Origin of the sequence: Streptomyces sp. RFCAC02, assembly GCF_004193175.1 — a bacterium.
GTDB lineage: Bacteria > Actinomycetota > Actinomycetes > Streptomycetales > Streptomycetaceae > Streptomyces.
The window spans coordinates 574,575-595,395 of record NZ_SAUH01000001.1 but is presented as its reverse complement, the minus strand read 5'-3'; the positions used below and the strand labels follow the sequence as shown (position 1 = coordinate 595,395).

General features: G+C 76.9%; 16 protein-coding genes. 13 read left to right on the top strand and 3 right to left on the bottom strand.

Going from position 1 to position 20,821, the window contains the following annotated elements:
• Nucleotides 1-4 precede the first annotated feature (4 nt).
• The 3 genes from EMA09_RS02590 (at nucleotide 5) to EMA09_RS02580 (ending at nucleotide 6,849) form a co-directional block, all read left to right on the top strand.
• Nucleotides 5-3,976, top strand: coding sequence for a DUF5682 family protein (locus EMA09_RS02590; RefSeq protein ID WP_168220627.1), 3,972 nt, complete (start codon nucleotides 5-7; stop codon nucleotides 3,974-3,976).
• Nucleotides 3,973-5,787: a hypothetical protein gene (locus tag EMA09_RS02585; protein WP_129838480.1), complete on the top strand. Its 1,815-nt coding sequence runs from the start codon at nucleotides 3,973-3,975 to the stop codon at nucleotides 5,785-5,787. The genes EMA09_RS02590 and EMA09_RS02585 overlap by 4 nt, the downstream gene beginning before the upstream one ends.
• 87 nt (nucleotides 5,788-5,874) lie before the next feature.
• Entirely contained in the window at nucleotides 5,875-6,849 is a 975-nt protein-coding gene (locus EMA09_RS02580) for an aldo/keto reductase (protein ID WP_129838478.1), read from the top strand.
• Between the two features lie 66 nt (nucleotides 6,850-6,915).
• Here the strand turns inward: EMA09_RS02580 and EMA09_RS02575 are convergent, their stop codons facing one another.
• On the bottom strand, nucleotides 6,916-7,596 hold the full coding sequence (locus tag EMA09_RS02575) for a lysophospholipid acyltransferase family protein (RefSeq protein WP_129838476.1): 681 nt from the start codon (nucleotides 7,594-7,596) through the stop codon (nucleotides 6,916-6,918).
• Between the two features lie 172 nt (nucleotides 7,597-7,768).
• On the opposite strand from EMA09_RS02575, the gene EMA09_RS02570 reads away from it, so the two are divergent.
• Both EMA09_RS02570 and EMA09_RS02565 read left to right on the top strand, forming a co-directional pair.
• Complete coding sequence (locus tag EMA09_RS02570; RefSeq protein ID WP_129838474.1) at nucleotides 7,769-8,938, top strand: glycerophosphodiester phosphodiesterase family protein; 1,170 nt, start codon at nucleotides 7,769-7,771, stop codon at nucleotides 8,936-8,938.
• A 167-nt stretch (nucleotides 8,939-9,105) separates the two neighbouring features.
• Nucleotides 9,106-9,597: a GNAT family N-acetyltransferase gene (locus EMA09_RS02565; protein WP_129838472.1), complete on the top strand. Its 492-nt coding sequence runs from the start codon at nucleotides 9,106-9,108 to the stop codon at nucleotides 9,595-9,597.
• Between the two features lie 48 nt (nucleotides 9,598-9,645).
• On the opposite strand, the gene EMA09_RS02560 is transcribed toward EMA09_RS02565, so the two are convergent.
• Both EMA09_RS02560 and EMA09_RS02555 read right to left on the bottom strand, forming a co-directional pair.
• Nucleotides 9,646-10,113: a hypothetical protein gene (locus EMA09_RS02560; protein ID WP_129838470.1), complete on the bottom strand. Its 468-nt coding sequence runs from the start codon at nucleotides 10,111-10,113 to the stop codon at nucleotides 9,646-9,648.
• A complete protein-coding gene (locus tag EMA09_RS02555) occupies nucleotides 10,106-10,483 on the bottom strand; it encodes a hypothetical protein (protein WP_129838468.1) in 378 nt (125 codons plus the stop codon). Before EMA09_RS02555 ends, EMA09_RS02560 begins: the two co-directional genes overlap by 8 nt.
• A gap of 354 nt (nucleotides 10,484-10,837) precedes the next feature.
• Between EMA09_RS02555 and EMA09_RS02550 the strand changes: the two genes are divergently transcribed.
• The 8 genes from EMA09_RS02550 (at nucleotide 10,838) to EMA09_RS02515 (ending at nucleotide 20,820) form a co-directional block, all read left to right on the top strand.
• Entirely contained in the window at nucleotides 10,838-11,941 is a 1,104-nt protein-coding gene (locus EMA09_RS02550; RefSeq protein WP_129838466.1) for an ATP-binding cassette domain-containing protein, read from the top strand.
• Nucleotides 11,938-12,606 (top strand): methionine ABC transporter permease, encoded by a 669-nt coding sequence (locus EMA09_RS02545; protein WP_129838464.1) that lies wholly within the window; start codon nucleotides 11,938-11,940, stop codon nucleotides 12,604-12,606. Before EMA09_RS02550 ends, EMA09_RS02545 begins: the two co-directional genes overlap by 4 nt.
• An 80-nt stretch (nucleotides 12,607-12,686) precedes the next feature.
• Nucleotides 12,687-13,559 (top strand): MetQ/NlpA family ABC transporter substrate-binding protein, encoded by an 873-nt coding sequence (locus EMA09_RS02540; RefSeq protein ID WP_129838462.1) that lies wholly within the window; start codon nucleotides 12,687-12,689, stop codon nucleotides 13,557-13,559.
• 116 nt (nucleotides 13,560-13,675) lie between these two features.
• Nucleotides 13,676-14,272 (top strand): GNAT family N-acetyltransferase, encoded by a 597-nt coding sequence (locus EMA09_RS02535; RefSeq protein WP_129838460.1) that lies wholly within the window; start codon nucleotides 13,676-13,678, stop codon nucleotides 14,270-14,272.
• A gap of 59 nt (nucleotides 14,273-14,331) precedes the next feature.
• The gene (cbiE, locus tag EMA09_RS02530; protein WP_129838458.1) at nucleotides 14,332-15,618 is read left to right on the top strand and encodes a precorrin-6y C5,15-methyltransferase (decarboxylating) subunit CbiE; all 1,287 of its coding nucleotides are present in this window, start codon (nucleotides 14,332-14,334) and stop codon (nucleotides 15,616-15,618) included.
• A gap of 154 nt (nucleotides 15,619-15,772) precedes the next feature.
• Nucleotides 15,773-18,661, top strand: coding sequence for a nicotinate-nucleotide--dimethylbenzimidazole phosphoribosyltransferase (gene cobT / locus EMA09_RS02525; protein ID WP_240796201.1), 2,889 nt, complete (start codon nucleotides 15,773-15,775; stop codon nucleotides 18,659-18,661).
• A gap of 138 nt (nucleotides 18,662-18,799) precedes the next feature.
• A complete protein-coding gene (gene cobA / locus EMA09_RS02520) occupies nucleotides 18,800-20,008 on the top strand; it encodes a uroporphyrinogen-III C-methyltransferase (protein ID WP_129838456.1) in 1,209 nt (402 codons plus the stop codon).
• On the top strand, nucleotides 20,005-20,820 hold the full coding sequence (locus EMA09_RS02515) for an RNA methyltransferase (RefSeq protein ID WP_129838454.1): 816 nt from the start codon (nucleotides 20,005-20,007) through the stop codon (nucleotides 20,818-20,820). The genes cobA and EMA09_RS02515 overlap by 4 nt, the downstream gene beginning before the upstream one ends.
• Nucleotide 20,821: the final 1 nt, after the last annotated feature.

Sequence of the window (20,821 nt, the reverse complement as noted above, 5' to 3'; positions counted from 1 at the left end):
GCCCATGACCACAGCCGAGAGCCCGGCGGGGACCGGCAGCACCCGGGCCGCCGACCCCGGGGCACTGCCCGGGACGGCGGACGAGGCCCTGCGGGACCTCACCGACCCGGCCGGACCCCACCTCATCGGCGTACGGCACCACGCGCCGTCGCTGGCCGCCGTCATGCCGCACCTGCTGACCGCCGCCGCACCGGACGTCCTGCTCGTCGAACTGCCCGCCGAACTCCAGGAATCGCTCGGCTGGCTCGCGCACGAGGAGACCCGCGCCCCGGTCGCCCTGGCGGCCGTCCCCGACGGCGGCGGGGCGCAGGACCCGGCGTTCTACCCGTTCGCCGACTTCTCGCCCGAGCTGGTCGCCCTCCGCTGGGCCGCCCGGCACGGGGTGCCCGTCGTGGCCGCCGACCTGCCGCTGGCCGACCCGGCCTGGCGCCGCCCGCCCGGCACGGGCGCGCCGCCGGACGGGTCCGCCGCGACGCGCCCCGGGCTGCGCCAGGCGCTCGGCGCCCGCCTCACCGGCCGCCGGGGCGACGACCTGTGGGACCGGCTCGTCGAGGTGGCCGCCCCCGGCTCCCGTCCCGAGGCCGTGCGCCGCGCCGCGCTGCTCACCGGCTGGGCGCTGCGCCGCGACACCCTCCACGGCCCCGGCCACGACCCGCTCGACCTGCACCGCGAGCGGTGGATGCGCGAGCGCGTCACCGAAGCGGCGGCGGGCGGCCGCCGCGTCACGGCGGTGGTGGGCGCCTTCCACGCGCCGGCGCTCACGGCGCGCGCCCTCGCCCGGCACACCGCGCCCGACCCCGTACCGCCGGCGCCGTCGACCGTCTCGCTCATCCCGTACACCTACCCGCTCCTGGACGAACGGTCCGGCTACCCGGCCGGTATCCGCGACCCCGAGTGGCAGCACCTCGTCCTCGACGCGGCCGGTGACCCCGCGGCCCTCCACGACGCCCTCACCCGCACCGCGGTCCGCGTCTGCGCGCGGCTCCGCGCCCGGGACCACCCCTCGGGCCCGGCCGACGCCACGGAGATCACCCGGCTCGCGACCGACCTGGCCGCCCTGCGCGGCCTGCCCGCCCCCGGTCGCGGGGAGCTCGTCGAGGCCGTGCAGACCGTCCTCGCCCAGGGTGAGCCCCTCGGCCGGGGACGCGCCGTCTCCGCCGCCCTGGAGGACGTCCTGGTCGGCACCCGCACCGGCACCCCGGCGCCCGGCACACCGCGCGGCGGGCTCGGCCCGGCCGTGGAGGCGGAGCTGACCGAGCTGGGACTGCCCACCACGCCCGCCCCGGACACGGGCCGCGACATGCGGCTCGACCCGGCCCGCTCCCCGCTGGACCGCCGCCGGGACACACTGCTGCGGCGCCTGGCCGTGTGCGGCGTCCCCTACGCGGAGGAGCGCCAGGTCACCGGCCCCGGCGGCACGGAGGCCCTGACGACCCGCTGGCAGATCCGCTGGACGCCGGCGACCGAGGCGATGCTGACGGTCGCCTCGGTGCGCGGTGTCACGGCGGCCCAGGCGGCGGAGGGCACCCTGCGGGAACGCCGCCGCGCCGAGCTGGAGGCCGGCGGCCCCACGGCCGAGCAGGTCCTCACCGGGCTCGACCTGGCCGCCGGCTGCGACCTCGGCCCCCTCACGGCCGAACGCCTCACGGAGCTGCGCACGGTCCTGCCGGCCACCGGCACCCTCGCCGAGCTTCTGACGGCCCTGTCCCTGCTCGACCGGCTCACCGCCGCGGGCCGCGTCCCGGCCGGCCGCGACGGCATCGCCGACCTGCTGACCACCGCCGCGATCCGCAGCCTTCCCGGCCTCGCCGGCTCGACGGATCCGGCCGACGCCCGCGCCCTCGTGGAACTGGCCCACCGCGCCGACACGTTCGGCGGCGGGCTGCGTCTCGGCGGGGAACTGGCCGCGCTCGCCACCGACGGTTCCCCCCTGATGCGCGGCGCGGCCGGCGCGGTGCGCGTCCTGCTGGGCCTGCACACCCCGGCGGCCCTCGGCGGCCGCGTCGCGTCCTGGGTGGACGCGGCGACCGACGCCGACACCCGTGCCGCCCTCACCCAGCGCCTCACCGGGCTGCTCACCGCCGCGGGACCGCTGCTGGAGACGGCCCCCGCCGCCCTGGAGCCCCTGCTCGGCCGTGTCGCGGAGCCGCCCGACCCGTACTTCCTGTCCCGGCTCCCCGCGCTGCGCGGCGGTTTCGACACGCTGAGCCCGGCCGCCAGGGACCGTCTCCTGCGGACGGTGGAGGAACGCGTCGGCGGATCCCTCGTCCCCCTGACCGGGACGGACCCGGCGGCGCTCGAACAGTGGACCCGCGCCGACCTGGCGGCCCGCCGGGCGCTGGCCGCGCTCGGCCTGCTGCCGGCCACGGCGGACGGGCCTCCGGCGGAAGCGGGTGAGCACGGGGCGGCCCCCGGCTCGTCCTGTGCGCCGGCCGGCGTGCCGCGGACCCCCGGCGGGGGGGAGCCGCCGGTGCCCGGGGAACGTCCGGCGGAGCCCGACGGGCCGCCCGGTCGGACCTCCGGACGCCAGGGGGACGAGGGTCCGCCGCACGCGGTGTGCGGCCCGGCCCGTTCGGCGACGGCTGAGGTGCCGGCCGGTGCCGGCGCGTCCGCCGGTCCGGCGCATGAGCGCCTGCCGGACGGGGACGCGCGTGCGGCGGTGTGCGGCCCGTCCTCGCCGGCGGCGGGGGAAGCACCGGCCGGTGAGGAGCCCGGTTCCTTCGGGCCGGCCGGTCCGGCGCGCGGGCGCCTCCCCGGCGCGGTCCCGGCAGCCCGCCCTCCGCACGGCCCTTCGGCTCCCGGGGCCGTGGTGGCGGGGGAGGTGCCGGAGCGTCAGGAGACCGCCGCCGGCGACGTCCTCGCCGGCCCCCGCGTCCTCGCACCGCCCGATCGCTGGCGGCTCGTCCTCGGCCGCGGCTCCGACCGGCTCGCGCCCGCCGCCGCGCCGTTCGCCACGGCACTCGACGAGCTGTACGGCGCCGGCCGCGGCGAGGGCGCGCGCGGCGACCTCGGGTACGGCCGGGGCGGCGGCCGCGAGGCCCCGTACCCGGGAGTCCGCGCCTGGGCCGAGGAACTGACGGCCCTCTTCGGCCCAGGCGTCCGCGAGGAGGTCATCGCCGCCGCGGCCGCCGCCGGCCGCGGCGACGCCGCCCTCGCCCTCGACCCCGACCACGTGCGGCCGTCGGTCGCCCTCCTGCACACCGTCCTGCGCCAGGCAGGCGGCCTCCCCGAGGCCCGTCTCGCCGCGCTCCGTCCCCTGGTCCGCCGCCTCGTCGACGGCCTCACCCGCGAGCTGGCCACCCGGCTGCGCCCCGCCCTCACCGGCGTCACGCTGCCCCGCCCGAGCCGCCGGCCGGGCGGCCGGCTCGACCTCGCCGGCACCCTGCGGGCCAATCTCCCCACCGCCCGCCGCGACCCCGACGGAACGGTCCGGATCGTCCCGGAGCACCCCGTCTTCCGCACCCGCGCCGCCCGCTCCGCCGACTGGCGGCTCATCATCCTCACCGACGTGTCGGGCTCCATGGAGCCCTCCACCATCTGGTCCGCCCTCACGGCCGCCGTCCTCGCCGGCGTCCCCGCCCTCAGTACCCACTTCCTGGCCTTCTCCACCGAGGTCGTCGACCTCACCGGACATGTGCACGACCCGCTCGCCCTTCTCCTGGAGGTACGGGTCGGCGGCGGCACCCACATCGCCGCCGCCCTCCGCCACGCCCGCACGCTGATCACCGCGCCGGCCCGCACCCTGGCCGTCGTCGTCAGCGACTTCGAGGAGGGCTACCCCCTCGCCGGACTGCTCGCCGAGACCCGGGCGTTCGCCGGCACGGGCGCCCACCTCCTGGGCATCGCCGGCCTGGACGACACCGGCTCGCCCCGCTACTCCACCGCCGTCGCGTCCCAGCTCGTCTCCGCCGGCATGCCCGTGGCCGCCCTCAGCCCGCTCGAACTCGCCCGCTGGGTCGGGGAGAAGATCCGATGAACGCACCCACGCCCGCTTCCCCGCCCACCGCGGCGCCACTGCCCGCCGTCACCCCGGAGGTGACCGCCGCCCTCGTCGCCGCACTGTCCCCCCGGCTCCGCAAACGCCTCGACGCCGCCGCCGCGAGGATCGGCGCCCGGCCGGTCACCCGTGACGGCGACACCGTGCGCGTCGCCGTGGACGACGAGGTCACCCTCACCCTGCACGCCCCCACCGGGACGGTGACCGCTCCCGAGGCGATCCGGTGCGGCTGCCTCCTCGCCCCCGACTGCGTCCACCGCGCCGCCGTCGCCACCGCCGCGCCCCTCGCGCACGACACGGCCGGCCCGCCCGCCGACGGCGGCGGCGCCGACCCGGCCCCCGCCGACACGGCCGCCACCGCTCCCGAGGAGACGGCCACGCCCGCCCAGGCCGCCGCGGCCCGCGCCCTGTGGGACGCGGGGAAGGCCGCGCTGGAAGCCGGCATCGACGGCGCCGGCGCCGTCCTCCAGGCCGAACTCCTCGGCGCCGCCCACACCGCGCGCCTCGCCGGCCTCCACCGCCCGGCCACCGCCGCCGTCACCGTCGTCGGCCGGCTCCGCGCGGCCCGCGCGGGCGACCCCGCCCACCGCCTCGCCGACCTCACCACGGCCCTGCGCGACCTCCTGCTCACCGCCCACGGCGTCCCCGGTGCCCGGGGCGCCGGCCTCGCCGCCCTGCGCGGCACCGCCCGCCGCCCCTACACACCGAAGGGCTCGCTCCGCCTCTACGGGCTGTTCACCGAGCCGGTCGTCGCCGACACCGGGCACGCGGGCGCCGTCACCTGGACGGCGGACGCCGAAGGCCGCCTTTTCAGCGTCACCGACGTCCTGCCCGGCGGCCCCGAGCGCGCCGTGGCCGCCGCCGCCCGCACCGTACGGCTCGGCGACACGGCCCTCACCCACGCCGAGCTGTCCCGCGCCGGCCTGATCGTCTCCGGGGCCACGGTGTCCCCGGACGCCCGGCTCGGCGCCGGCGCGGCCGTCCGCGCCGCGCGGGCGGCGGGCGCCGGCTGGGCCGCCCCGCCGCTCGACCGGCTGTGGTCCGAGCCGCCCTCGGCGCAGGCCGGACGCGCCCTCGCCGCGCTCGCCCTCCCCGAGGGCGAACGGCCGCCGGGCGCCGGGCTCCTGTTCCTCGACGCCACCGTCCTCGGCCCGCTGCGCGAGACCGGCGGTGACGTCCTGGCCGTCGCGTGCGGCGGCCTGACCGTCCGCGCCGTCCCCGCCACGGGCCACCCGTCGCTCGCCGACCGCGACAACCTCCGCCTCCTCGCGTCCGCGCCCGGTCTCGGCCTCCGGATCATCGGCCGCCTCGTACCGGCCGACCACCCGCGGCTGGCCCTGCTGGCGTTCGGGGTCCCGCCCGGTGGTGGCACGGCCCTGCGCACGCCCGACCCCGAGGCGCGGTTCAACGCGGGCCACGACCGCCTCGTCCGCGGCGACATCCCGCAGACCGTGCCCGCCGCGCCGCCCCTCGCGACACGGAGCGACCGGCCGCCCCTGCACGTCCTCACCCGCAGGACGGACCAGGCCGTCACCGCGGGCCGCCGCACCCTCGCGCTCCCCGGACGCGACGGCGCGGACGCCCGCGCGCTGCGTGCCGCGGGGCTGGCCACCGGCGCCCTCCTCCTCGACGAGCTGCTCGACGCCGCGACGCACCGCGGCCGTGACGTGTTCGGCCGCCTCCTCCCGGCCGACGCCGACCGCTTCGCCCGCGCCTGGCTGGCCGCCGCGGCCTACGCGGACGAGACGTCCCGCGCCCTGTGCGCCGCCTCCTGGGCGGAGCCGGCCTAGCCGCGGGCGGGGGGGCGGCCCCGACACGGCCCCGCCCGCCCCGGGTACGGTGAACGCGCAGTACCACCGCCCACAGCAGAGGTCCCCATGGCGTTCTCCCGTTTCCGTCCCGAGGCCACCCCCACCGCCCGGATCGGCCTGGGCCTGGCCGCGGTCGGCCGTCCCGGCTACATCAACCTGGGCCGCGCCCGGGACCTCCCCGCGGACCGCACCCCCGGGGCCATGCGCGACCGCGCCCACGCCCTGCTCGACGCCGCGTACGCCCAGGGCGTGCGCTACCTGGACGCGGCCCGCTCCTACGGCCGCGCCGAGGAGTTCCTCGCCGGCTGGCTCGCCGCACGCCCCGACGCCGCGGGGGACGTCGTCGTCGGCAGCAAGTGGGGCTACACCTACACCGCCGACTGGCGCGCCGACGCCGAGGTCCACGAGGTGAAGGACCACGGCGCCGCGACGTTCGACCGGCAGTACGCGGAGACCGGCCAGCTCCTCGACGGCGCGCTCGACCTCTACCAGATCCACTCCGTCACCCCGGACAGCCCCGCCCTGACCGACCGGGCCGTCCTCGGCCGCCTGACCCGGCTCGCCGCGTCGGGCGTCACGGTGGGCCTGTCCACGAGCGGCCCGGCGCAGGCCGACGCGATCCGCGCCGCGCTGGAGGTCACGGTGGACGGCCGCCCGCTGTTCGGCACGGTGCAGTCCACGTTCAATGTCCTGGAGCCCTCGGCCGGCCCCGCCCTCGCCGAGGCGCACGCCGCCGGGCTCACCGTGATCGTGAAGGAGGGCATGGCCAACGGGCGCCTCGCCGCCGACAGCGCACCGCCCGAGGTGCGCCGTGTCGCCGAGGCGCACGGCACCGGCCCCGACGCCGTCGCGCTGGCCGCGGTGCTCCACGAGCCGTGGGCCGGCGTCGTGCTGTCCGGTGCGGCGACGACCGGCCAGCTCACGGCGAACCTGGCCGCCGCCCGCCTGCGCCTCACCCCGGACGAGCGGGCCGCCCTCACCCGGCTGGCGGAGCCCCCGGCCGCCTACTGGCAGACGCGCGCCGCCCTGCCCTGGACGTGATCCCGGGGAGGACGGCGCGGCGGCACGGCGTGCCGGTGGACGGCGGGGGAGAGGCCCAGCGCCCGGTCAGGCGGCCTTCGCCTTGGTGGCGTACATGTCGACGTACTCCTGGCCGGAGAGCCGCATCACCTCGGTCATCACCTCGTCGGTGACGGCGCGCAGCACGTAGCGGTCGCGGTCCATGCCCTCGTAGCGCGAGAAGTCCAGCGGCTGCCCGAAGCGGACGGTGATCCGGCGGCCCCGGCCGATGCGCGGCAGCCCCTTGCCGCCCGGCTGCACCCGGTCGGTGCCGATCATCGCGAACGGCACCACCGGCGCGCCCGTCATCAGGGTGAGGCGCGCGATGCCCGTACGCCCCCGGTACAGGCGCCCGTCCGGCGAGCGCGTGCCCTCGGGGTAGATGCCGAAGACGTGCCCCTCCTCCAGGACGCGCCGGCCGGTCATCAGCGCCGCGACGCCGCCGTGCCCGCCGTCCCGGTCGACGGGGATCATGCCGGATGCGGTGAAGAACCACGCCATGGCCCAGCCCTTGAGGCCGCGCCCCTTGACGTACTCGTTCTTGCCGATGAAGAAGACCTGCCGCTTGCTGATGAGGGGCAGGATGACGGAGTCGATGAACGTGAGGTGGTTGCCCGCGAGGATCACGGGGCCGTGGCCCGGTACGCGTTCGATGCCCTCGACCCGTGGGCGGAAGAGCAGCCTCAGCAGCGGGCCGACCAGCACCTTCATGAGGACGAATCGGGACAACTTCCCCTCCGGGTCTTTCCTGTGCGCACGCGGCACGGTGTGCCACCAGGACGATACTCGCGCGTCCGCCCGTCTCGCGCACGGGGTTCACGCGGTTGATACTCGATTTCGCAGCCGACGTGTCCGGTCTGTAGCGGTATGTCGGGCACGTGCTCACGCCACGGGGAGTCCCATGAGCGCTCACCGCCCCCGCCGACGAGCCGTCCTCGGCGCCGCACTCGCCGGCACCGCCGCCGCCCTGACCGCGGCCCGCACGTCCGCCCCCGCGGCGGGCGGCCCGCCGGTGCCGGCCGGCCCGCCCGGCCGTGACCCGGACCGCACCGGTCTGGCCACCCTGCGCACGCCCGCCGTCGTCGCCCACCGCGGCGCCTGCGGCTACCGCCCCGAGCACACCATCGCCGCCTACACCCTCGGACTCGATCTCGGCGCCGACATGATCGAGGTGGACCTCGTCGCGACGAAGGACGGCCGCCTCGTCTGCCGCCACGAGAACGAGATCGGCGGCACCACGGACGTCGCCGAGCACCGCGAGTTCGCCGGCCGCCGCACCACCCGCACCGTGGACGGCGAACGCCTCACCGGCTGGTTCACCGAGGACTTCACGCTGGAGGAGCTGAGGACCCTGCGCGCGGTCGAACGCCTCCCCGGCCGCCGCCCGGGCAACACGCGGTACGACGGCCGCTGGCCCGTCCCCACCTACGACGAGGTCCTCGACTGGGCCGCCGACGAGGGCCGCCGCCGCGACCGGCAGGTGTGGGTGTGCACCGAGACCAAGCACTCCGCGTACTTCCGCTCGCGCGGTCTGGAGATCGAGGAGCCCCTCGCCCGCACCCTGCGCCGCCGCGGCCTGGCGGGCGCCGACGCGCCCGTGGTCGTCCAGTCGTTCGAGCCGGCCGCCGTCCGCCGCATCGCACGCCTCACCGACAACCCGCGCGTCCTCCTCATCGACGGCGAGGACGGCGAGGGCGGCCGCGGCGGCGGTGGGAGCACGGACGACCCCACGACGCCCGAGGCCCTGCGCCGTACCGCCCGCTGGGCCCACGCGATAGGCCCCTCCCTCGACCTCGTCCTCCCGCCCGGCGACGCCGACGGCACCGGCCGCCCCACCCGCCTCGTCGCCGACGCCCACGACGCGGGGCTCCTCGTCTTCGGCTACACCCTCCGCGCCGAGAACGCCTTCCTGCCCCCCTCCTTCCGCCGCGGCGACGACCCCGACCGCCACGGCGACGCCCTCCGCGCCGCCCGCGCCTACTACGCCACCGGCATCGACGGCCTCTACGCCGACCAGCCCGACACCGCGCTGCTGGCCGCCACCGACCTCCGCCGTTCGCCCGAGTCGTGAAAGTCACAGGTGAGTTGGGGCCGACGCATTCCCTCAGCGACCGGTTGCGAGCAGAATGCTCACGGCGCAGGTCAGCACCGCGCCGTCAGGGCAGCCGCCGGCCGAACGCGTCACCCTCGATTCCCGCACGGCCGGCCCGGACACCTCACTTGGAGGCGTGCACACACATGGGCATGAGCGTCACGATCGACACCGCCACCGACCAGGACGCGGAGCAGATCCTCAAGCTCCAGTACCTCTGCTACCAGCCGGAGGCCGAACTGCGCGGCGACTACACCATCGAACCGCTGACCCAGACCCTCGCCGCGCTGCGCGCCGAGATGCGCGGGACCGTCGTCCTGGCCGCCCGCCTGGGCGCCGAGGTCGTCGGATCCGTCCGGGGCACGGTCGACGCGGACGGCACCGCCGCCATCACCCGCCTGATCGTCCACCCCCGCATGCAGCGGCACGGCCTCGGCGGCCGGCTGCTCGTCGCGATCGAGGACCGCCTCGCCGCCGAACGGGCCGCGGCGCGCTACCGCCTGCGCACGAGCCACCGCGGCGCCGACAACCCCCGCCTGTACCGGCGGCTCGGCTACGTACCGGTGGCCACCGAGGAGGTCGCCCGCCACCTGCGCAGCGTGACCATGGAGAAGGAGGTCACGCTCGCCGCCGCCTGACCGGCTCCGACTCACGAGGCCCGCCGCACTCCGGCGGGCCTCGGTCGTTCACCGCGCGGCGTCGGCCCGTTCGCCGGTCCTGCCGCCCGCCGGCGCCGCGGCTCCCGCCCGACGCAGCCACAGAAGCCCCGCCACCGGCAGCACCACCGGCAGGAACAGGTAGCCGCGCCCGTAGTCCGACCACACGGTGGCGTCGGGGAACGCGGCGCCGTCCACCAGCGTCCAGGTACCGACGGTCAGGACGCCCACGAGTTCCGCCGCGCAGCACACCAGCGCGAGCCGCCGCGCCCCCTCGCCGCCCCGCACGAGCGACACGGTGATGAACGCGTACACCAGCGCCGCGACCGCCGACAGCACGTACGCGAGCGGCGCCTCGTCGAACTGCGCCGACAACTGGAACGCCGAACGCGACGCCGCCGCGACCGTGAACACGCCGTACAGCGTCACGAGCAGCCGCCCGGGGCCGGTCGCCAGCCCGGCCCGCGCCGCCGGGGCGCCAACGCCGTTCTCAGCCACCGCTCACACCCCCCGCCCAGATGTCGCCGAGCCGGATCTGCAGCACCGCCAGCACGAGCGCGCCCGCGGCCACCGTGGCGGAGCCCCACCGCGTCCGCTCGCTCAGCGACACGATCGCCACGACCGGCAGGCACAGCACCACCGCGACCAGGTACGAGACGAACACCGCCGTCGAGTCCCCGTCCGGACGCTCACCGCGCGCGAGCTGCACCGCGGCCACCCCGAGCTGCACCAGCGTCAGCAGCAGCACCACGGCCATGCCGATGTAGTGCCAGTCCTTCACGGCCTGGTCCCTGACCGCCGCGTACGCGCACCACGCGGTCAGCAGCAGCGCGGCCACGGCGACCGCGACCGTCAGCGGGGCAATCATGCCCCCGACTCTACGGGGCACCCGGCCCGCCGCCGCGCCCGGGTCCCGCCTCCCACCGGCGCCCACGTGGTGTTGACCACAGCCCCGGGACCGGGCACCTGCCCCAGGGGGAACGTCTGTTTTACTGGGGGGCATGACCACGACGAGCACACGTCAGCAGACGGCCGAGGCAGCGCTCATGCCCGGTGCTCGTTGTATGTGTCGAATGTGCGGCTGCTGAGGTCACGCCTTCCCCCAGGCCCGCGCGCCCCTCGCCGGCGCCCCTCACCCCATGCCCCGCAAGCACGGCCCCGCCGTGCCCCGGTGCGCCTTCCCACGCCCGCCGGGCCGCCCCGCGACAGTGACGGACATCCTGTGATCACCACCACGGACCTGACGAAGGTCTACCGCTCGCGCGACCGCGAGGTCACCGCCCTGGACGGCGTGAACCTCCATGTGCGCCCCGGCGAGGTCTTCGGCGTCATCGGCCGCAGCGGAGCCGGCAAATCCACCCTCATCCGGTGCCTCAACCTGCTGGAGACCCCGACCTCCGGCACCGTCACGGTCGACGGCCAGGACCTGACCGCGCTCGACACCCGCCGCTCCCACCGCGCGGGCCGCCCCCTGCGCGAGGCGCGCACCCGCATCGGCATGATCTTCCAGCACTTCAACCTGCTGACCTCCCGCACGGTGCGTGGCAACGTCGAACTGCCCCTGGAGATCCTCGGCCTCACCCGCCGCGAGCGGGCCCGCAAGGCCCATGAACTTCTCGACCTGGTCGGTCTCGCCGACAAGGCCCGCGCCTACCCCGCCCAGCTGTCCGGCGGCCAGAAGCAGCGCGTCGGCATAGCCCGCGCCCTCGCCGGCGACCCGAAGGTCCTGCTGTCCGACGAGGCGACCTCCGCGCTCGACCCCGGGACCACCCGCTCCGTCCTGCGGCTCCTGCGCGACCTGAACGAGCAGCTCGGACTCACCGTCGTGCTGATCACGCACGAGATGGACGTCGTGAAGGCCGTCTGCGACTCGGCGGCCCTCATGGAGGGCGGCCGCGTCGTGGAGTCCGGCACCGTCACCGACCTGCTGGCCACGCCCGGCTCCCGCCTGGCGCACGAGCTGTTCCCCGTCGCCGGCGGCAGCGCGCGCGCCGCCGACGACGCGGCCGGGACGGACGACGCCGGCACGGTCGTGGACATCACGTTCCACGGCGAGTCCGCCGGCCGGCCGGTCATCTCGCAGCTCTCCCGGACGTTCGACCTGGACGTCTCGATCCTCGGCGCCGCCATGGACACGGTCGGCGGCCACCAGGTCGGCCGGATGCGCATCGCGCTGCCCGGCACCCCCGGCGACAACGCCCCGGCCCTCGCGTTCCTGCGCGAACGGGGTCTCACCGTCGAGCGGCCCACCGGGACCGCGGACCTTGCCCCCACGCCGGCCGAGGACGTGCGCGACACCGCCGAAGAAGAGGGAACGACCCGATGACCTGGGACGAGATGCGGCCCCTGCTCGAACAGGGCACGATCGACACCCTCTACATGACCTTCTGGTCCACGCTGATCGCCCTCATCGGCGGCCTCCCGCTCGGCGTCCTCCTCGTCCTCACCGACCGGGGCGGCCCGCTGCGCAACGCCGTCGTCAACAAGGTCATCGGCGTCGTGGTCAACATCGGCAGGTCCCTGCCGTTCATCATCCTCATGGTCGCGCTGATCCCCGTGACCCGCTCCATCGTCGGCACGGCGATCGGCCCGACGGCCGCCATCGTGCCGCTGGCGATCGGCGCCATCCCGTTCTTCGCCCGCCTCGTCGAGACGGCCGTGCGCGAGGTCGACCACGGCCTGGTCGAGGCCGTCCACGCCATGGGCGGCGGCACCTGGACCGTCGTGCTGAAGGTCCTCCTGCCGCAGTCGCTGCCGTCCCTCGTCGCCGGCCTGACCACGACCTTCATCGCCGTCATCGGCTACTCCGCCATGGCCGGCGCGGTCGGCGGCGGCGGCCTCGGCACCCTCGCCCTCGTCTACGGCTACCAGCGCTTCGAGGAGGGCTTCACGCTCATCACCGTCGTCGTCCTCGTCGTCATCGTCACGGCCGTCCAGCTCATCGGCGACGGACTCGTCCGCCTCCTGGCACGCCGCGAACGGACCTCCTGACCGGCACCACCCGGGCGCGACCCGCCCCCACGACCCCCGTTCCCTCACCGATCCATCCACGGGACAGAAAGGCACTTTTCGTGCGTACCTCCATCAAGAGCGCCCTCCTCGGCACCGCCGCGACCGCCCTCACCCTGAGCCTCGCGGCCTGCGGCACCGACTCCGACCCGGACACGGGCGGCGGCGACAGCGGCTCCGGCGGGCAGAGCGACCTCTCCGAGCCCCTGACCGTCGCGGCCACCCCCGTCCCGCAGGCCGAGATCCTCGAATTCGTCCGGGACAACCTCGCCGAGGACGCCGGCCTCGACCTGCGCGTGCAGGAGTTCACCGACTACGTCCTGCCCAACACCGCCGTCGAGAGCGGCGAGGTGGACGCCAACTTCTTCCAGCACAAGCCGTACCTCGACGACTTCAACGCCAACCAGGGCACGGACATCGTCCCCGTCGTCAACGTGCACCTCGAACCGCTCGGCCTCTACTCCAACTCGATCACCTCCGCCGACGAACTCTCCGCCGGCGACACCATCGGCGTGCCCAACGACGCCACCAACGAGGCCCGCGCCCTCCAGCTCCTCGCCGACAACGGCGTCATCGAGCTGGCCGAGGACGCCGGCGCCGACGCCACCCCGGCCGACATCACCGACGACCACGGCATCGAGTTCGAGGAGATCGAGGCCGCCTCGCTGCCCCGCTCCCTGGACGACCTGGACGCCGCCGTCATCAACGGCAACTACGCCATCGAGTCGGGCCTCGCCCCGGCCGAGGACGCCCTGGTCCTGGAGGCCGCCGAGGGCAACCCGTACGCCAACTTCCTCGCCGTCAAGAGCGGCAACGAGGACGACCCCCGCATCCAGGCCCTCGCCGAACTCCTCAACTCCGACGAGGTGAAGCAGTTCATCGAGGACACCTACGACGGCTCCGTCATCCCGGCGTTCGGCACCCCCGCCTCCTGACCCCGTCCCCGCCCCGGCCGCCGGCACACCCGGCCGCCGGGGCGGGCACCCGGCGCCGCGCCCGTCCCGGCCATGCTGCATGCTGTCCCCTCAGACCCAAGGCCATGGAGAGGCGCATGACTTCCACCTTCCCCGACATCTCCATCAGCACGGAACGGCTCGTGCTGCGCCCGTTCGAGGAAGCCGACGTCCGCGAACTCGTCGACATGATGAACGACGAGCTGACCGTCTCCTGGACCTCCGTCCCCCACCCGTACACCCTCGACGAGGCGCGGCTGTGGATCACCCGCGTCGCCCCCTCCGAACGCCTGGAGGGCCGCGGCATCGTCCTCGCCGTCACCGAGCACCTCACCCACCGCCTCGTCGGCGTCATCCACCTGTCGAACACCAACTGGCGCGCCCGCACGACCGAGGTCGGCTACGTCGTCGGCCCGTGGGCGCGCGGCGAGGGCTACGCGGCCGAGTCCGTCCTCGCCGTCGTCGAGTGGCTCTTCCGCGACCAGCACTTCGAGCGCCTCGAACTCCGCACCGCCGCGGGCAACACCGCCTCCCAGCAGGTCGCCCAGAAGGTCGGCTGCATCAGCGAGGGCATCCTGCGCAACGCGGCCATAGTCCGCTCCCGCACCGAGGACGGCGGCTGGGCCGACATCCGCACCGACCTCATCGTCTGGGGCCTCCTGCCCGAGGACCTGGAGGACCACCCGGTCGCCTGACGCGGCGCGGTAGGCTTCGGGCCGACCCCGCCCGCGACGCCCCCGGGAGCTGCCCGCCCATGGCCGACCGCGTCACCGTGATCGGATGGGACGGCGCGCCCCTCACCCCGGCCGCACACTCGGCCCTCCGCGCCGCCACCCTCGTGGCGGGCGCACCCCGCCACCTCGCCCTCCCCGACGTCCCGGCGCACGCGGAACGCGTGACGCTCGGCAGTGTCGCCGTCGCGGCCCGCCGCGTCGCCGCCCACCGGGGCACCGCCGTCGTCCTGGCCGACGGAGACCCAGGCTTCTTCGGCGTCGTCCGCGCCCTGCGCGACCCGGTGCACGGCCTGGAGGTCGAGGTCGTGCCGGCCGTCTCCTCCGTCGCCGCAGCCTTCGCCCGCGCCGGGATGCCCTGGGACGACGCCCGCGTCGTCACCGCGAACCGCCGCACGCTCCGCCGCGCCGTCAACGTCTGCCGCGCCCACTCCAAGGTCGCCGTCCTCACCTCACCGGGCGCGGGTCCCGCCGAGATCGCCCTGCTGCTCGGCCCGGTGCACCGGACGTTCGTCATCTGCGAGGCCCTCGGCACCGACCGCGAACGTGTCTCCGTCCTCACCTCGGACACCGTCCCGCGGCGCCAGTGGACCGATCCGAACGTCGTCCTCGTCATAGGGGGCGCGGGCGTCGGCCGCGAGGGCGACGGGAGCTGGCTCGCCGGTGCCGATCCGGCCGCCGTCCCCGAGCCGCGCGGCTGGGGGCTCGCCCCCGCCGCCTACGGCCCCCTCGCGGCGCCGCCGCCCCGGCTCCCCGGCACGCCCGGCGGGGACTTCGCCGACCGGCCCGGTGACAGTCCCCGCCTGCGGGCGCTCGCCCTCGCCGCGCTCGGGCCGCGCACCGGCGACCTGATGTGGGACATCGGCACCGGCGACGGGCTCGCCGCCGTGGACGCCGCCCGCTTCGGCGCCGCCGTCGTCGCCGTCGACCGGGACGCGCGGGCCTGCGACCGCGCCGACGCGCTGGCCCGCGCCCTCGGCGTCCACCTGCACGTCGTCCGGGGTGCAGCGCCACAGGTGCTCCAGGACCTGCCCGAGCCGGACATCGTCCGCGTCGGCGGCGGCGGCCCCCGCACGCTCGCCGCCTGCGCCGACCGGCGCCCGCAGCGCATCGTCACCCACGCCGTGACGCGCGACGGCGCCGAGGTGGCCGACCGGGTCCTCACGGGCGCCGGGTACGCCGTCGAGTGCACGCTGCTGCAATCGGTCGAACTCTCCACCGGCGACTGGTCGGAACGCGGACGCGCCGTCTGCTTCCTGCTCACCGGCGCCCGCCCGTCCGGCTCCCGTCGGGCGCCCGCGCACCCGTGACCGGGGCGCCGTCCATCCCGGGTAGGCTGATGGACTGTTGTGCCGCCGACCGGACGTGAGGGATTCGCCCGCCGATGTCCGGTCGGGGGAGACCGCGTGAAATGGGCCGAATGAGGCGCCGTGTGAGGGGCCGTGTGACAGGCGAGGTGGACGCGTGACGGACTCCGGCCGGCTTCCCGAGGGGGGAGCGCAGGAGCAGCCGGGCAGCCGGCCCGGGCAGAACGAGCAGCCGGTGGTCCCGGCCGCCCCGTTCTCCTTCCCCGGCCACCCCGACGAGGCGGTCGACGCGGACGACGAGGAACTCCTCATGCCGGGTGCCGCCGGCGCCTGGGGCGATGCCACGGTGGCTCCGCGCCCCGTGACGCAGGCCGTTCCGCGCCCCGTCGCGCCCAGGACCGCGATGCCGACCGAGCCGGAGTACCTCGATGTCGCCGCGGCGGCCGAGGCGGGTGCGTGGCAGCAGCAGCCGGCCGGCGGGCAGCAGGATGCCGCGGCGCCGACCGCCGTACGGCCGCCCGCCGTCGCGCAGCCGTCCGTCCCGGAGCCGGTGTCCGCCGCACCGGAGCCCGTGCCGTCCGTCCCGGAGCCGGTGTCCGCCGTGCCCGAGCCGGTGCCCGCGCCGGTGTCCGCCGCACCGGAGCCGGTCCCCGCCGTGCCCGAGCCCGTGCCGTCCGTCGCGGAGCCGGTGTCCGCCGTGCCCGAGCCGGTGCCCGCGCCGGTCCCCGCCGTGCCCGAGCCGGTGCCGTCCGTCGCGGAGCCGGTGCACGCCGATGCCGAGCCGCCCGCCGAACCGCAGGCCCAGCGGACGCCGTTCGTCATGCCGCCCGCGCCCGCCGAATCGGTTCCCCAGCCCCAGCCCCAGCCGGTGGTGCCGGTGGCCGAGCCGGAGCCGGGGGACGCGGCGATCGCGTTCGCCCCCGCCGCGCCCGAGCCCGTGCCGTCCGCCCCGGAACCGGTCGTGCCGCCCGCCCACGAGCCGCCGCCCGCCCCGGAGTTCGCGGCCGGACCGGTCCCCGCCGAGCAGACCGCCGTCGCGCAGGAGACCGCCGCCGAGCCGGTCGGTGTCCCGGAGCCCGCTCCCGTGGCCGTGCCCGCCCCGGAGGCGACCGCGGCCGAGGCACCCGTCCCCGAGCCGGCGCCGGCGCCCGTGCCGCAGCAGCAGCCCGACGAGCAGCCCGAGCCGGACCCGGCCCCCGTGCCGCCGGTCGTCCAGGTGCCGGCCCCCCGGGCGCCGGAGCCCGCCCCCGAGCAGCCCGCGGCGCCCGCGGACCCGGCACCCGCTGCCCCGGCCACGGCCGACACCCCGCGCCCCCCGGCGCCCGGCTACCCGGCGTCGGAACGCGACGCCGTCCACCGCCTCATGCGCGAACGCCGCGACATCCGCGACGGCTTCCGCCCCGACCCCATCCCGCACGACGTGCTGCTGCGCGTCCTCGAAGCGGCGCACACGGCCCCCACGGCCGGACTCGCCCAGCCCTGGGACTTCGTCATCATCCGCTCCGAGGAGACCCGCCGCGCCGTCCACGAGCTGGCCGTCCGCCAGCGCGACGCGTACGCCAAGTCGCTCCCCAAGGCGCGGGCCAAGCAGTTCAAGGAACTGAGTGTCGAGGCCGTCCTCGACACCCCCGTCAACATCGTCGTCACCGCCGACCCCACGCGCGGCGGCCGCCACACCCCCGGCCGGGACGTCCAGCCCCAGCTCAGCCCGTACTCCTCCGCCCTCGCCGTCGAGAACCTGTGGCTCGCCGCCCGCGCCGAGGGGCTCGGCGTCGGCTGGGTCGGCTTCTTCGACGAGACGGAACTGGTCAGCACCCTCGACCTGCCGGGGCACCTGGAGATCGTGGCCTACCTGTGCGTCGGCTACGTGGACGCCTTCCCGGAGGAGCCCGAGCCGGCCGCCCCCGGCCGCGGCGCACGCCGCCCCCTGTCGTGGGCCGTCCACGAGGAGGCGTACGGCCGCCGCGCCCTGCCCGGCGCCGAACCGCACGATCTGCTCAGCGAGACCCTCGCCGAGATCCGCCCCCTCGACGCCCAGGCCCTCGGCGAGGCGTGGGAGCGGCAGAAGCGGATGACGAAGCCCGCCGGCGCGCTCGGCGCCCTGGAGATCATCTCCGCGCAACTGTGCGGTCTGTCGCGGAGCTGTCCGCCGCCGGTCCCCGAGCCCGCCGCCGTCGCGATCTTCGCCGGCGACCACGGGGTCCACGCCCAGGCCGTCACGCCGTGGCCCCAGGAGGTCACCGCCCAGATGGTGGCCAACTTCCTCGGCGGCGGCGCCGTCTGCAACGCGTTCGCCGCCCAGGTCGGGGCCGAGGTGTGCGTCGTGGACGTCGGCGTGCGCGGCGACCTGCCGGGCGCGCCGGGGCTCCTGCCGCGCAAGGTGCGGCCCGGGACGGGTGACATCACCGCGGGACCCGCCATGTCGCGCGAGGAGGCGCTGCGCGCCGTCGAGGTGGGCATCGAGACGGCCCGCGACCTCGTCGCCGCGGGCAACCGCGCCCTCCTCACGGGGGAGATGGGCATCGCCAACACGACGGTCTCCGCCGCCCTCATCGCCGCCTTCACCGGCGCCGAGCCGGCCGAGATCACCGGCCGCGGCACGGGCATCGACGACGACACGCACGCCCGCAAGGTGGACGTGGTCCGCCGTGTCCTCCAGCTCCACCAGCCCGACGCCGCCGACCCGATCGGCACCCTCGCGGCCGTCGGCGGCCTGGAGCACGCCGCGCTCACCGGGTTCATCCTGGGCGGCGCCTCCCTGCGGGTCCCGGTCATCCTCGACGGCATCACGGCGGGCGCCGCCGCGCTCGCCGCGCGTGCCCTGTCGCCCGAGGCGGTCGCCGTGTGCGTCGCCGGCCACCGCAGCGCGGAGCCCGGCCACCTCGCCGCGCTCACGGCACTCGGCCTGCGTCCGCTGGTCGACCTCGACCTGCGTCTCGGCGAGGGCACCGGCGCTCTCCTCGCGCTGCCCGTCGTGCAGAGCGCGGCCCGCGCGATGCGCGAGGTCGCGACGTTCGACTCGGCGGGCGTGACCGACAAGAACTGATCCTCCCCGCCCCGCCGTAAGGTGGGGCAGCAAGCCGCTCCGACGCCGCAGCGGCGTGTGGCCCGCCCGCGCCGCTCCGGCGTCCCGCGCCGTGGCGGGCAGCCGACCGGAACGAGCCGCCAAGGAGCCGCACCACCGATGTCCGAGCATCCCGCCTACCCCGTGGGGCTGCGCCTCGCCGGCCGCCGCGTCGTCGTCCTCGGCGGCGGCACCGTCGCCCAGCGCCGCCTGCCCGCGCTGCTCGCCGCCGGCGCCGCCGTCCGGCTGATCGCCCCGGAGGTCACCCCGTCCGTGCAGGCGATGGCCGACGCGGGGGAACTCGACTGGCAGGCCCGCGGCTACCGCGACGGCGACCTCGCCGACGCCTGGTACGCCCTCGTCGCGACGGACGATCCCGCCGTCAACGCCGCCGCGTCCGCCGAGGCCGAGCGGCACCGCGTGTGGTGCGTCCGCAGCGACGACGCGGGCGCCGCCACCGCGTGGACGCCCGCGACGGGCCGCAGCGAGGGCGTCACGGTCGCCGTGCTCACCGGCCGCGACCCCCGGCGCTCGGCCGCCGTCCGCGACGCCGTCGTGGAGGGGCTGCGCGACGGCACCATCGGCGCGCCCCGCCACCGCGACCGCGTGCCCGGCGTCGCACTCGTCGGCGGCGGACCCGGCGACCCGGACCTCATCACGGTCCGCGGCCGCCGCCTGCTCGCCCGCGCCGACGTCGTCATCGCCGACCGCCTCGGCCCCCGCGACCTCCTCGACGAACTGCCGCCGCACGTCCGGGTGATCGACGCGGCGAAGATCCCGTACGGCCGCGCCATGGCCCAGGACGCCATCAACGCCGCCCTCATCGAGCACGCCCGGGCCGGCCGCAGCGTCGTGCGCCTCAAGGGCGGCGACCCGTTCGTGTTCGGCCGGGGCATGGAGGAGGCGGCGGCGCTCGCCGCCGCCGGGGTGCCCGTGACCGTCGTGCCGGGTGTGACGAGCGCCGTCTCCGTGCCCGGCGCGGCCGGCATCCCGGTGACGCACCGGGGCGTCGCCCACGAGTTCACGGTCGTCAGCGGCCATGTCGCGCCGGACGACCCGCGGTCCCTCGTGGAGTGGCCCGCGCTCGCCGCCCTGCGCGGCACCCTCGTCGTCCTCATGGGCGTCGAACGGCTCGGCGCCATCGCCGACACCCTGATCCGCCACGGCCGTTCGCCGGCCACCCCGGCCGCCGTCGTCCAGGAGGGGACCACCCCGGCCCAGCGGCGCGTGGACGCGCCCCTGTCCGAGATCGCGCGCCGCGCGGCGGACGCGGGCATACGGCCGCCGGCGATCATCGTGATCGGCGACGTCGTGGCGGTCGGGGCATGACCGGCCCCGTACGGGTCACCGACCCGTCCGATCCCCGCCTCACGGACTACACCGATCTCACGGACGTCGCCCTGCGCCGCCGCAGGGAGCCCGCCGAGGGCCTCTTCATGGCCGAGGGCGAGAAGGTCATCCGGCGTGCGCTCCAGGCGGGCCACCCGATGCGCTCCATGCTGCTGACCCCGCGCTGGGCGGACGCCATGGGTGATGTCATCGACGCGGCCGGGGCGCCCGTGTACCTGGTGGAGCCCGAGGTCGCCGAGCGCGTCACCGGCTACCACGTGCACCGCGGCGCGCTGGCCGCCATGGGCCGCCGCCCGCTGCCCGAGCCGTCGGCCCTGCTGGCGTCGGCGCGCCGCCTCGCCGTCCTGGAGGCCGTGAACGACCACACCAACGTCGGCGCCGTGTTCCGCGGCGCAGCCGCTCTCGGCCTCGACGGCGTCCTGCTGTCCCCGGACTGCGCCGACCCCCTGTACCGCCGCGCGGTGAAGGTGTCGATGGGGGCCGTCTTCTCGCTGCCCTACGCCCGCCTCGACCGGTGGCCGCAGGGCCTGCGGGACGTGTCCGCCGCCGGGTTCCAGGTGTTCGCGCTCACGCCCGCGCCGGACGCCCGGGACATCGCCGAGGTCGCGGCCCGCACGCGGGGCGAGCGCGTGGCCGTGCTGCTCGGCGCGGAGGGGCACGGGCTCACCGACCGCGCCCTCGCGGCGGCCGACGCCCGGGTCCGCATCCCCATGGCGCACGGCATCGACTCGCTGAACGTCGCGGCGGCCGCGGCCGTCGCGTTCTACGCCCTGGGGGCCGGGGCGGCCTGAT